Origin of the sequence: Bacillus sp. EU52 (assembly GCF_037964975.1) — a bacterium.
GTDB classification, from domain to species: Bacteria; Bacillota; Bacilli; order Bacillales; family Bacillaceae; genus Bacillus; species Bacillus subtilis.
This window is the reverse complement of record NZ_CP150177.1, coordinates 2,571,153-2,583,784: the sequence shown is the minus strand read 5'-3', so window position 1 is coordinate 2,583,784 and position 12,632 is coordinate 2,571,153. Positions and strand designations below refer to the sequence as shown.

13 protein-coding genes and 1 pseudogene are annotated in these 12,632 nt (G+C 37.1%); 11 read left to right on the top strand and 3 right to left on the bottom strand.

Going from position 1 to position 12,632, the window contains the following annotated elements; all coding sequences use genetic code 11:
• Positions 1–298 precede the first annotated feature (298 nt).
• Positions 299–1,342: a nitronate monooxygenase gene (locus NSU05_RS13295; protein ID WP_029727169.1), complete on the bottom strand. Its 1,044-nt coding sequence runs from the start codon at positions 1,340–1,342 to the stop codon at positions 299–301.
• Positions 1,343–1,736: 394 nt separating this feature from the next.
• On the opposite strand from NSU05_RS13295, the gene aadK reads away from it, so the two are divergent.
• A complete protein-coding gene (gene aadK, locus NSU05_RS13290) occupies positions 1,737–2,591 on the top strand; it encodes an aminoglycoside 6-adenylyltransferase AadK (RefSeq protein WP_038429371.1) in 855 nt (284 codons plus the stop codon).
• 226 nt (positions 2,592–2,817) lie between these two features.
• Positions 2,818–3,321 carry a DinB family protein gene (locus tag NSU05_RS13285; protein WP_038429370.1) on the top strand — a complete coding sequence of 168 codons (504 nt, stop codon included), beginning with the start codon at positions 2,818–2,820 and terminating at the stop codon, positions 3,319–3,321.
• Positions 3,322–3,547: 226 nt separating this feature from the next.
• Here the strand turns inward: NSU05_RS13285 and NSU05_RS13280 are convergent.
• A pseudogene (locus NSU05_RS13280) lies at positions 3,548–3,691 on the bottom strand (TetR-like C-terminal domain-containing protein); the annotation flags it as partial.
• A 458-nt stretch (positions 3,692–4,149) separates the two neighbouring features.
• Between NSU05_RS13280 and NSU05_RS13275 the strand changes: the two are divergent.
• The 9 genes from NSU05_RS13275 to NSU05_RS13235 all read left to right on the top strand — a co-directional run bounded on the left by NSU05_RS13275 (position 4,150) and on the right by NSU05_RS13235 (position 11,411).
• Positions 4,150–4,521 (top strand): DUF2568 domain-containing protein, encoded by a 372-nt coding sequence (locus NSU05_RS13275; protein WP_082201014.1) that lies wholly within the window; start codon positions 4,150–4,152, stop codon positions 4,519–4,521.
• Positions 4,522–4,751: 230 nt separating this feature from the next.
• Positions 4,752–5,318, top strand: a complete 567-nt coding sequence (locus NSU05_RS13270; protein ID WP_019712537.1) for a cysteine hydrolase family protein — start codon at positions 4,752–4,754, stop codon at positions 5,316–5,318.
• 642 nt (positions 5,319–5,960) lie between these two features.
• Positions 5,961–7,193, top strand: a complete 1,233-nt coding sequence (locus tag NSU05_RS13265; protein ID WP_038429369.1) for a cytochrome P450 — start codon at positions 5,961–5,963, stop codon at positions 7,191–7,193.
• A gap of 271 nt (positions 7,194–7,464) precedes the next feature.
• Positions 7,465–7,740, top strand: a complete 276-nt coding sequence (locus NSU05_RS13260) for a barstar family protein (RefSeq protein ID WP_038429368.1) — start codon at positions 7,465–7,467, stop codon at positions 7,738–7,740.
• A 333-nt stretch (positions 7,741–8,073) separates the two neighbouring features.
• Complete coding sequence (gene azlB / locus NSU05_RS13255) at positions 8,074–8,547, top strand: azlBCD operon transcriptional regulator AzlB (RefSeq protein ID WP_015251617.1); 474 nt, start codon at positions 8,074–8,076, stop codon at positions 8,545–8,547.
• A 12-nt stretch (positions 8,548–8,559) separates the two neighbouring features.
• Complete coding sequence (gene azlC / locus NSU05_RS13250; RefSeq protein WP_015251618.1) at positions 8,560–9,324, top strand: azaleucine resistance protein AzlC; 765 nt, start codon at positions 8,560–8,562, stop codon at positions 9,322–9,324.
• Entirely contained in the window at positions 9,321–9,653 is a 333-nt protein-coding gene (gene azlD / locus NSU05_RS13245) for a branched-chain amino acid transporter AzlD (protein ID WP_003245988.1), read from the top strand. The genes azlC and azlD overlap by 4 nt, the downstream gene beginning before the upstream one ends.
• A gap of 160 nt (positions 9,654–9,813) precedes the next feature.
• Positions 9,814–11,136: a branched-chain amino acid transport system II carrier protein gene (brnQ, locus tag NSU05_RS13240; protein WP_038429367.1), complete on the top strand. Its 1,323-nt coding sequence runs from the start codon at positions 9,814–9,816 to the stop codon at positions 11,134–11,136.
• A complete protein-coding gene (locus tag NSU05_RS13235) occupies positions 11,094–11,411 on the top strand; it encodes a hypothetical protein (RefSeq protein WP_038429366.1) in 318 nt (105 codons plus the stop codon). Before brnQ ends, NSU05_RS13235 begins: the two co-directional genes overlap by 43 nt.
• A gap of 163 nt (positions 11,412–11,574) precedes the next feature.
• On the opposite strand, the gene gltR is transcribed toward NSU05_RS13235, so the two are convergent.
• On the bottom strand, positions 11,575–12,459 hold the full coding sequence (gene gltR / locus NSU05_RS13230; protein WP_038429365.1) for a glutamate biosynthesis transcriptional regulator GltR: 885 nt from the start codon (positions 12,457–12,459) through the stop codon (positions 11,575–11,577).
• Positions 12,460–12,632 lie beyond the last annotated feature (173 nt).

Below are 12,632 nucleotides of genomic sequence, written 5' to 3'. Positions count from 1 at the left end.
TTTTTTTATCATATGACTTTATATCATCTGAATCAAACGAAAAAGAACCATTTTACTATTCGAATTTAATATGGGAGTTATCGATTTTTCGAATAGGTAGCAAAATTTAAGAAGGGGAGATAAGATCGAAATGTTGGTGATGTATTGTGGTGAAATCATCAAGATCGCACCGTATCAGTGGGATGATTTTAGCTTTGAAAATGTAGAGTATTTAGATTTCCAGAGTCAGGGGATGAAATTACGAAAAAAAGCAAACTGCCTGTCGAAGTTTGCTTTTTGCTCTATCAATGAGGTGCGCCTATATTTTTATATCCTCTTGGCAAAGCTGATTTAAAAGCTGCTTAACCGAAATTTCCTCAGTCAATGACCGTATCCCTTGACCTGCCCATAAAGACATCTGATCATGGTTATTTTGAAGTGAAGCCTTCTGTCTCATTGCCTTCGTTAGTGTATTTTGATAAGGGTACGGAAGGGTTTGTGTCTCAAACTGTTCATTTTCTTCCATCCATTTATTTACGATTCCTCTGGCCTCTTTACCTGAAAATAATGTTGTAAGCTTTGTATCTGCTTCGTTTGCTTCTAGTATTTTCTGTTTATGTACTGGATGTGCGTTACTCTCGTGACAAATTAAAAAGGCAGAACCGATTTGAACTCCTTGGGCTCCGAGGGTTAAAGCTGCTTTTACTCCTCTGTGGTCTATCATTCCCCCAGCAGCTATGACAGGTACGCTCAGTGCATCTGCTGCTTGTGGAATCAGAGCCATTAAACCTACGGCAGATTCACCTTTGGAAGGTAAGAATGCTCCGCGATGTCCACCGGCTTCACTTCCTTGAAGGACTACTATATCCATTCCCCGTTCTTCCATTAACAATGCTTCTTCTACTGTTGAAGCGGTTCCTATTAAACAGCATCCAGCGGTTTTTAGCTCCTTTACTGCGTCTTCAGGCGGCAGATCAAAAGTGAATGAGCAAGCCTTAACCTTGTATTTTAAAATTAGATCAATTTTTTGATAGAAGTCATCCCACTCTTCTTGTACAGATGTGAATTGATTTACTTGATTAGCTAATGGTATGTTTTCTTTCCACTTTTTAATCTGATCTTCTGGTGGCATTTCTAGACCAAGCGGAACAAACACATTAATTTGAAAAGGAGCGTCTGTCAGCTCAAACATTTCTTTTATTTGTTGTTCTAGCAGGTCTGGTGTAAGATACCCCGATGCTAAGCTGCCAAGAGCACCTTGATTCGAAACTGCAGATGCAAGTCGGGGCTTTGTAATACCGCCGGCCATTGGAGCTTGAATAATCGGTTTTGTTAAGGAAAACTTCTTCATAAATTCATTCATACCGAATCCCCCCGTTAAGACATGATTTTTGAAAAAGTGTCATTTTTAAGTTTACTCAAAAACTCGTATTCGCTTAAATATATCGTTTTCCTTCTTTTTGTCAATCTCTCATACCAGTTAACATGTCGATAAAGCAGGGGGGATTAAAGTGTGTCAAAGATAGTGTCGTCCCATGGCGGCTCTACAAAAAACTGAATATTCATGTAGTCCGTCATAGTTGATATCTGATTTTGAGATGTCTTGCATCTTAATATTGAATGATACATAGGAGAACATCATGTAAAATAAAGCTTAGAAGAATACATCACATTCAAGAGTAAAAAAATCTATAAGACGTACAGATCAATATTCGGTTTTACAGTTAGATATTAAGGCTGAAACGGAGGAACATGTAATGCGAAGTGAGCAGGAAATGATGGACATTTTTTTGGACTTTGCTTTGAACGATGAGAGAATCCGATTGGTCACTTTGGAAGGGTCACGTACAAACAGAAATATCCCTCCTGACAACTTCCAAGATTATGACATCTCGTATTTTGTAACTGATGTAGATTCTTTTAAAGAAAATGATCAGTGGCTCGAAATCTTTGGGAAGCGCATTATGATGCAAAAACCAGAAGATATGGAGCTTTTTCCTCCCGAATTAGGTAATTGGTTTTCATACATCATTCTTTTTGAGGATGGGAACAAATTAGATCTAACCCTTATTCCAATTCGTGAAGCAGAAGATTATTTTGCTAATAACGATGGTTTGGTTAAGGTCTTGCTCGATAAGGATTCGTTCATCAACTATAAAGTGACCCCAAATGATCGCCAATACTGGATGAAAAAGCCGACTGCAAGGGAATTTGATGATTGCTGTAATGAGTTCTGGATGGTTTCGACTTACGTAGTAAAAGGACTAGCAAGAAATGAAATCCTTTTTGCCATTGACCATTTAAATGAAATTGTACGTCCTAATTTATTGAGAATGATGGCCTGGCATATCGCATCTCAGAAAGGGTATTCATTTAGTATGGGGAAGAACTATAAATTTATGAAGCGGTACCTTTCAAATAAAGAATGGGAGGAACTCATGTCTACATATTCTGTGAATGGGTATCAAGAAATGTGGAAGTCTTTATTTACTTGCTATGCATTATTTAGAAAGTATTCAAAAGCTGTATCAGAAAGTCTTGCATATCAGTATCCTGATTACGATGAAGGCATCACTAAGTATACCGAAGGGATTTATTGCTCAGTAAAGTAATAAGAATATAGGATTGTTTTCATATGATATTTGATTCTCGCTGACAATGGAGACCAAGGAGTCACCATGTTTGTAAAAAGATGCGTAAATCGTTATGTTTAAGAATGTCTACGCATTTTACTATGATTATTCTTGTCCAAAATTTTTGTTCTTTTTAACAAAACGAGGCATTATAATTAACCTATAGGCACATTGAAAAAACAAAAGAATAAAAAGGAGGATTTTTGTGTTTCAAACCTTAGACCATTTTTTGAATTCTTGGGAGTTCGAAGCAGATGCTACACAGAAACTATTAAATAGTCTGACTGATGAATCACTTAATCAAGAAATAACTTCACAAAATTGGACTCTAGGCCGTATTGCCTGGCACACTGTTGCTGCCATTCGCATCATTGCCTCAAACACAGACTTAACGTTCCATGCCCCAGCTGAAGATTATCCTGTTCCAACTTCTGCTCAGTTTATAGCTGACAGCTATCATCAAGCCAGTAATGCATTTGTACAGGCATTAAAAACCCAATGGACTGACCATACACTTCAAGAACGTATCAACTTTATCGGACAACAAATGCCTAACGGTTCACTTTTGATGTTTTTAATTCAACATCAAAACCACCATCGGGGACAAATGACTGTTCTTATGAGACAAGCAGGTTTAACTGTTCCAGGTATTTATGGTCCAGCAAAAGAAGAATGGGCAAAATTTGGTTTGGAAGCCCCGAAAATGTAATCAACCTTTTTATAAAAAGTTACGCTATGACAACATATAAGAAGATGTTTTGATCAATCTTTTTTCAAAACATGTTCTTTTTTTGTTCGTTTACCAATGATAAGAACATATTCGAATCATTTTTACTCCAAACCACTTCAAATGACAACGTTCTTCCGCTTTATTGTTGGCCTGTTCCCAACGATGTAAGTATTTTAATGCTGTCAAATCTTCTAGATACACATGTCTATAGATTCCTCTCTAACAAAACCCCCGTTTTTTCTGCCATCACTCGAGGTGGGTAAGGCATTTCATTTTTCAACCACCATTCGACTACTCCTACGTATGCATTTGTAACAAATTCAGCAACGATCTATGGTTCAGAAATTCCAATGAAACATTCAGGTGTTGCTCAATTTTTGAATAAAAGCAGCTGCGCCAAAAGGAAGCCTATTGGAAGAGTCTAGCTAAGTTGCAACAAATGGATATAAGAGAGGAACGTCTTCTCAAAAGGGAAGGTAGTGTATTACTGTAATTAATACAATGAGTAAAGCCTCCCAGGTATAATCTTTACTTCGTTCGACAAATTCTGCAAATTGTAGACAACTTCCTGATTATTTGGATAATTAACTGGATAGGAGGGGAAAAGTTGTCATATTTCATTATACTTATCATCGGTCTATTAATCGGAGCATTGGTAACAGCAGCAGTCGGTATCATCTCTTCAAAAGTGGAGGTAATCTCGACGAAACTACAATAGAATCTAAAGAGGAAGAACAGAAAAGTTTTTATACGCTGAAATAAAGCAGAGAAAGAGCATCTCCTACGGGGGTGTTTTTTATAGAGGAGTTGGAAAAACTGAATCAGACTAATTTACTTTTAAGATTCACCCTTGAAATGGCTGCACTAATCTCCTTAGGGGTGTTTGCTTGGATAAGCTTTAATGGTTATTTTAAATATGTTTCAACTTTGGTTTTACCTATTGCAGTTATGATTGTCTGGTCTGTATTTGCAGTACCTAATGATCCTAGTCGAAGCGGACAAACTGTAATAGCTGTAAACGGGGTAACAAGGTTAGTTATTGAATTATTGATCTTTGCACTGGCTGTTGCAGCGCTTTATTTTAGTCATTTAAAACCAGTTGGTATTGTCTTTTTATGTCTAATAATACTCCACTACATCTTTTCAGCTGAGCGTATCAAATGGCTTCTAAATCAATAGTTTTTCATTTCGGCACTCGTTATTAGAGTGCTTTTTATCATTCTCTGTAGAGCCAGTGATTCTCAGATTAGATTATTGAAGGTTAACGGCTTGGGCACAGTTGCAGTTTAGAACGCATTTTCCAATAAAGAAGGCGCTCATTTGAAATTCATCATTAAACAATTGTACAAAAGTAAAATTTGTATTTAGAATGTAGTAATAAATAGAAATTCTACATAGGAGGGTATCTTGTGGAAGAAAAGAAAAAAGCTTTAATCATTGTGGATGTACAAAAAGCCTTCGATGATAAAAAATGGGGGGAACGGAATAACGTAAAGGCGGAAGAAAATATTAGTAAAATACTAAAATTATGGAGAGAAAAAGGATGGACAGTCATATACATACAACACACTTCTGATAAACCTCATTCTTTATTCCATCCAAAGAATGAAGGGTTTGCGATAAAGGAAATAGTTAAGCCTATGGATGAAGAAGTCATTATAACCAAGACAGTAAATAGCAGCTTTATTGGTACGAATTTAGAAGAATTCTTAAAATTAAATGAAATAAACACTGTAGTCATAACTGGTTTAACCACGCCTCACTGTGTATCAACCACCACAAGAATGAGTGGTAATTTAGGGTTTGATACATACCTGATTTCAGATGCAACAGCAGCCTTCGGAATGAGAGACCAAAATGATACATATTATGATGCGGCGACTATTCATAATATATCTCTAGCTACATTGCATGATGAATTTGCCACAATATTGACAACTGATCAATTAATAAATGATTTTATAAAAACTCACTGATGAAAAACATTTTGGCACAGTAAAACGGCAGGCGCCTTTCCAATAGGAAGGGCGCTTTAATTCGATTTCCTTCTTTACTTGCTCAGAGGAGATGTATCAATGTTTCTTTATCGACAAGCTAGGGCAGATGAATAAGCTAAGTGGCAAAGCTACTCCATGAATCTTTTAATCAATATCCTTTTATGGATTTACTCGTAAAACGCGAAAAAAAGATCATTCATTTATTTTTGAAATGCATAAAGTACTGACAAGAGCATATTTTAAAAAGCATTTCTTTTTTGTTGACATTCAGTAATGGTGAAATGGTTGTCGCCGCTCGATTAAAACATCGTGATAAACCCGACATTAACTTGATCGATTATATAGCAGCAGGGGGGATAACATTAATCAAAATGAGGCTAAAAAATCTTCCAAATCCTTAAAAGAGCCGGCATAGAAGTATTAGGAGTTTCGCCATTTTATCAGGGAAAGAGTTTAGGCAGCAAAATGATTAATGACTGTCTCATATCTTTTATTTCAAAATGCGGGGGCGGCATTTTGGCCCTTATCATGAATACTGATCTCAATGGATCATTTTACAAATCGTCCTGATTTTATATTTAAAGATTATCATAACCTTTCATAAAGATGGAGGTCGAATGAATGTCTTCAAAAGAAAAAAAGAGTGTAACCATCTTGACGGAAAGTCAATTGTCTTCGAGAGCATTTAAAGATGAAGCGTATGAATTTTATAAAGAATTGCGAAAATCACAGCCTCTCTACCCATTATCTTTAGGAGCTCTGGGGAAAGGCTGGCTCATATCGAGATATGATGATGCAATACATTTATTAAAGAATGAAAAATTAAGGAAAAACTATGAAAATGTATTTACCGCAAAAGAAAAACGTCCTGCTCTATTGAAGAATGAAGAGTCTTTAACAAAACATATGCTTAATTCAGATCCCCCTGATCACAACCGCTTGCGAACTCTTGTTCAAAAAGCATTTACGCATCGGATGATTTTGCAGTTGGAAGACAAAATCCAACATATCGCAGATTCTTTATTGGATAAAGTGCAGCCCAACAAATTCATGAACCTAGTAGACGATTATGCGTTTCCATTGCCGATTATCGTGATAAGTGAAATGCTCGGCATTCCCTTGGAAGATCGTCAAAAATTCAGAGTGTGGTCGCAAGCAATTATTGATTTTTCAGATGCCCCTGAAAGACTTCAGGAGAATGACCATTTGTTAGGGGAATTTGTTGAATATCTGGAATCCTTAGTTCGCAAAAAAAGGAGAGAACCTGCAGGAGATTTAATCAGTGCATTAATTCAAGCGGAAAGTGAAGGCACACAATTAAGTACAGAAGAATTGTACTCGATGATTATGCTGCTTATCGTTGCAGGTCATGAAACAACCGTAAACTTAATCACCAATTTGACATATGCTCTGATGTGTCACCAAGATCAATTAGAAAAGCTCCGCCAGCAGCCGGACTTGATGAATTCAGCCATAGAAGAAGCATTGCGGTTTCACAGCCCTGTTGAACTAACGACAATTCGCTGGACGGCTGAACCGTTTATACTGCATGGGCAGGAGATTAAAAGGAAAGACGTGATCATCATTTCTTTAGCATCAGCAAACCGTGATGAGAAGATATTTCCAAATGCCGACATATTTGATATTGAAAGAAAGAACAACCGCCATATTGCTTTTGGCCATGGCAATCATTTTTGCCTTGGTGCACAGTTAGCCCGCTTAGAAGCCAAGATTGCGATTTCCACCTTATTACGCCGCTGTCCAAATATACAGTTAAAAGGCGAAAAGGAACAAATGAAATGGAAAGGGAATTTTCTGATGAGAGCAATCGAAGAACTGCCGCTTAGTTTTTAATTCTTTGGGGATATGTGATTTTCAAACATATTTCGTTTTACTCCTCAATTAGATTAAACGATAGTAAAAGCTGTAACATAAAAATTTGATATGATAGCTTTTCAAAAACAAAGTTTAGCATTATTTATGCCTACCGGGCATGAAAATGTCTTGTAAACACCAATAGTTTCCCCCTATCGGTGTTTTTTATTTGTTTTCAGCCTCATTTGGACAAACAGCTGTTACATAGAAAACGTTTGTTAAGATAAAATAATGGAGGGCATAGTTTCTAATGAGAAAAATAATGATAGATGGAAGAGACTTTGAAAATATAGAAGTTTTACATGATGTTTTAAAAGATAAACTAGACTTCCCAGACTACTATGGGAGAAATTTAGACGCTTTATGGGATTGCCTGACAGGGTGGGTGGATTTGCCGCTCACTTTAGTCTTGAAAAATTTTGAGTTCAGCAATACATTTTTAGGTTCATACGCAGATGATGTATTAGAAGTTTTACAAGAGGCTCAAGAGGAACTAGAGGACGAATTTAAAATAATAATAGAGTAGACTTTCTGTTTTGTGAATTTTAACAATTTTTGTTCGCAGAAAAAGGCAATAGGGCACCGCAAATTCAATTTTCGGTGAGACCGCAATAACTTTTTGGCTTCTGATAAGTTTCTTATGATGTTGGTATCAAGTCACACAAGTACATAACTCTCCCATGACTTCTTTCTGATGTAAGTTAATTTAATTATGAGGTAATCATGGGGATAATTTTATTCTGTGAATAATATTTTAAAAGGAATTAAATTTAAAAAATATTTGATTATCGAATGAAAATTCGTTATTGTTTAAATCGGATGAAATGTAATTCTGTTAAGTCGTATTGGGGGTTATGAAATGGGTATTATGCTTGACGAAACTGATAAGGCCATCTTAAGAGAATTGCAGGAAGATGCTTCAATATCAAATCTGAATTTATCTAAGAAAATTGGGCTTTCACCATCAGCTTGCCTTGCAAGAACAAAGAACCTAGTAGAAGCAGGTATAATTAAAAAGTTTACGACTATTGTTGATGAGAAAAAACTTGGAATCGAAGTCACAGCACTAGCTCTCATCAACTTATCACCCTTAAATAGGGAGACAATTCATTCATTTTTAGAGGATATAAACAAATTCCCACAGGTACAAGAATGCTACACACTTACAGGAAGCCATGACTATATGCTTAAGATTGTGGCGAAGGACATGGAGAGTTATCGGAATTTTATCATTGATTCATTAATGCAGAACCCTGCTATTAGTGGAGTTGACACAAGCATAGTCATGAGTACAGAAAAAAGAACTGTCAGTGTGCCAATTGATGAAATGTAGGAGGTTGTTGATTTGAATAAAAATAAAGAATCGTTACATTTAAGCTCTCCTGCTATAAACACTCATATGAATAAGAGAAGTCAAATATGGGCTGCATTTCGTTCTGCATTCCCATATACCATTCCGATTTTTGCGGGGTTTTTATTTTTGGGGATAGCTTATGGAATCTTTATGCATTCTTTGGGATTTAGCGCAATCTATCCAATCATCATGAGTTTTATGATATTTGCGGGCTCAATGGAGTTTGTTGCAGCGAATTTTTTACTTGGTGCGTTCAACCCTATGAATGCTCTTTTTTTGACGTTAATGGTCAATGCCCGGCATTTGTTTTATGGAATTTCCATGTTGGATAAGTACAGGGGGACTGGAAAGAAAAAGCTTTATCTGATTTTCGGAATGTGCGATGAGTCATTTTCTATCAATTATACCGCTAATGTTCCGGCGAATGTTGACAAGGGCTGGTTTATGTTTTTTGTGACACTGCTTAATCATTTATATTGGGTCGCGGGGGCAGCGATAGGAGGTATTTTTGGGTCGTACGTGAAGTTTAATACCGAAGGGCTTGATTTTGTGATGACTGCTCTGTTTATTGTGATATTCATAGAACAATGGATGAAAGAGAAAAAGCATTACAGTGCTCTCTCAGGACTTGGACTTTCAGTAGCCTGTCTTATCCTTTTTGGCGGAAACCAATTTATTATTCCTGCTATGCTCGCCATTTTAGGGGTACTGACTGTTCTGAGAAAACCATTGGAGAAAGCTGAGGTTTCCGTATGACGATGACGATGACGCAGCAAATGATCACCATTGCAATGGTCGTGCTAGGAACAATGCTGACACGGTTCCTTCCATTCATGATTTTCCCGTCTGGCAAACCGACACCGAAATATGTACAGTATCTTGGTAAAGTGCTGCCATCAGCGGTAATCGGGCTTTTGGTCATTTATTGTTTAAAAGATGTGAGTCTGCTTTCTGGAAGTCATGGCATTCCTGAATTAGTTGGAGCAGCTGCAGTTGTACTGCTTCACTTGTGGAAGAAAAATATGCTTCTTTCCATAGCGGGGGGAACCGTTGTTTATATGGTTTTGGTGCAATTGGTTTTTTAACCGATATCGGAAACTATCAAATCATGCTTTTATTAAACTTGATAAAAATATATAAAACTGACACAAGCTTATTTTGGAATCAACACTGTGCCAGTGCAAATAGCATCTGTAATGTTTCCTGGCTATTCAAGAAGTGTCTACTTTAATCGGAGGATATATAATGTCAAAAAAAGTGTCTGCTTCCTATATCATCATTATAGGATTAATGCTATTTGCATTGTTTTTTGGAGCAGGAAATCTCATTTTTCCACCTATGCTTGGTCAATTGGCCGGGAAAAATGTATGGGTCGCTAATGCAGGTTTCTTAGTGACCGGAGTTGGATTGCCATTACTGGTTATAACAGCATTTGTTTTTTCTGGTAAACAAAACTTACAGTCGTTAGCCAGCCGTGTTCACCCGGTGTTTGGCATTGTATTTACGACGATTCTCTATTTGGCAATCGGGCCTTTTTTCGCTATCCCGAGATCAGGAAACGTATCGTTTGAAATTGGGGTAAAACCTTTTTTATCAAATGATGCAGGCCCTGTCTCATTGATCATATTTACAATATTATTTTTCGGATTGGCATGCGTGTTATCACTTAATCCTTCAAAAATCATTGATATAGTTGGGAAATTTTTGACACCAATTAAGCTGACATTTATCGGATTGCTTGTAGTGGTAGCTCTTATTCGCCCAATTGGAACCATTCAAGCACCATCAAAAGGGTACACATCACAAGCGTTTTTTAAAGGATTTCAGGAAGGATACCTTACTCTGGATGCCCTTGTAGCATTTGTTTTTGGAATTATCATCGTGAATGCATTGAAGGAACAAGGAGCTTCTACCAAAAAACAGCTGATGGGTGTTTGTGCAAAAGCAGCCGCGATTGCAGCTGTATTCTTAGCAGTTATGTATACAGCTCTTTCCTATATGGGGGCTTCCAGCGTTGAAGAACTAGGGATTTTAGAAAATGGAGCAGAGGTTTTGGCTAAGGTTTCATCCTATTATTTTGGTTCTTATGGTTCAATCTTATTGGGCTTAATGATTACAGTGGCGTGTCTGACGACAAGTGTCGGACTGATCACTGCGTGTTCTTCATTTTTTCATGAACTATTCCCGAACATTTCTTATAAAAAAATTGCTGTCGTTTTATCAGTGTTTAGTACGCTTGTCGCAAATATAGGATTAACCCAGCTTATTAAGGTGTCAATGCCTGTCTTACTGACGATGTATCCTATCGCGATTTCCTTAATATTTTTAACGTTTTTGCATTCTGTATTTAAAGGGAAGACAGAAGTGTATCAAGGCAGTTTATTATTCGCATTCATCATCAGCTTATTTGACGGTTTGAAGGAGGCGGGAATAAAAATTGAAGTTGTGAATCATATTTTCACTCAGATTCTTCCTATGTATAACATAGGGCTGGGGTGGCTCATTCCAGCTATTACAGGGGGAATATGCGGCTATATACTGAGTATATTCCGAACAAAAACAAGTTGATCAATCAACAGCAATATCACTCAGATCTGCAGGATCTCCTCCATCAGTGGATACTTCAACTGTTACAATTGGATGTTCTGCCCCTGTCCAACCGAAAATATCAATCTTTCCGTTGGCACCCGAAATCTGTAGGTGAATATTTAATAGTTGTGAGAGCGACTGACTCTTTAGGAAATAGTCAGCCTTTAACTTCAAGACGCAACCAAGTGTCTAGGGCAATGATCTTCGTTCAAAATTCTTTGAATGAGGAAAATCTACATTCTAATATCGACTAGGTTTCACAATTCAGAGTGCAAAATCACGAAGAAAAAGCAAACTACATACCGAAGTTTGCTTTTTTGCTTTATACAAACAATGAGATGCTCCTATATTTTTATATCAGACAACTGATCAGAGGTATTTTGAGGCGAAGCCTGCCTTCCATCCATTTATTTACGATTAATCTGGCCTCTTTACCTGAAAATGATCCCTCATATGCGTTAAAAAAGCAGATAAAGCAGGGGTAATTAAAGTGTCTTTCCGCCTTATAAACATGGTTGATACGAAAGAATATTTGTCAGAGATAGTGTGGCTGCGGATGCGGCCTTCTTTTTCATGCGAAGCAATGATTGAACGAGGCAGCAGTGAAATCCCCAAGCCGGCGCTTACACAGCCAATGATCGCTTCAAGTATGCCAAATTCCATTAATTTTATAGGTAATAAACCTTCTTCTTGCAGGATATGATTGAGCTTTGCTCTGTAAGAGCATCCTTTACGGAATACAAGCATTGTTTGTGTTTGAACATCCTGAATGGAAGAAATCACAGGGTGTGAAGCGCTTGTAACAAGAACCATCTCTTCATCCAATACCTTTTCTTGAACTAAATCAGGGTGTTCAATAGGCCCTGAAATAAAAGCGCCGTTTAACTCATAATGTAAAACTGCTTGTATTTGTTGTTCCGTAGGGCCGGTTACTAGGTTCAAATCAACATTTGGATAGAGGTTATTATAATCTGCAAGGAGTTGAGGAAGCCAAACTGCAGCTGTTGTTTCCATTGATCCTATACGCAGTGGCCCAGAAGGCGCGGATGATTCGCCCATGGCTGCTCTAGCTTCTTCAATAGTATGTAGAATTTTCTCTGAGTAAGAAACAAGAATTTGCCCTGGGGGAGTAAGTGTGATTCCTCGACTATGGCGATAGAATAATTTTGTCTGTAAATCGTTTTCTAGTTGTTGTATCTTATTCGTTACATTCGATTGTGCATAATTTAAAGTCTGAGCAGCCTTGGAAATACTGCCTTCACGAGCAGTAGTGAGAAAAACCTGTAACAACTGAATATTCATGTAGTCCTCCATAGTTGATATCTGATTTTGAGATGTCTTCCATCATAATTTTGAATTATATATGATAGCAGAGCTTCATGTAAACTAAAGCTTAGAAGAATAAATGATTTCTAGAGTAAGTGATAAGGCTATTTCAAAAAATGGTTAATTTACTTGAAGTTGATTCTGTATAT

Excerpts from the sequence above, each read along its gene's own strand:
- NSU05_RS13295 (WP_029727169.1), bottom strand. The coding sequence starts at position 1,342 with ATGAATGAATTTATGAAGAAGTTTTCCTTAACAAAACCGATTATTCAA.
- aadK (WP_038429371.1), top strand. The coding sequence starts at position 1,737 with ATGCGAAGTGAGCAGGAAATGATGGACATTTTTTTGGACTTTGCTTTG.
- NSU05_RS13265 (WP_038429369.1), top strand. The coding sequence starts at position 5,961 with ATGTCTTCAAAAGAAAAAAAGAGTGTAACCATCTTGACGGAAAGTCAA.
- NSU05_RS13260 (WP_038429368.1), top strand. The coding sequence starts at position 7,465 with ATGAGAAAAATAATGATAGATGGAAGAGACTTTGAAAATATAGAAGTT.
- azlB (WP_015251617.1), top strand. The coding sequence starts at position 8,074 with ATGGGTATTATGCTTGACGAAACTGATAAGGCCATCTTAAGAGAATTG.
- azlD (WP_003245988.1), top strand. The coding sequence starts at position 9,321 with ATGACGATGACGATGACGCAGCAAATGATCACCATTGCAATGGTCGTG.
- brnQ (WP_038429367.1), top strand. The coding sequence starts at position 9,814 with ATGTCAAAAAAAGTGTCTGCTTCCTATATCATCATTATAGGATTAATG.
- NSU05_RS13235 (WP_038429366.1), top strand. The coding sequence starts at position 11,094 with ATGCGGCTATATACTGAGTATATTCCGAACAAAAACAAGTTGATCAAT.
- gltR (WP_038429365.1), bottom strand. The coding sequence starts at position 12,459 with ATGAATATTCAGTTGTTACAGGTTTTTCTCACTACTGCTCGTGAAGGC.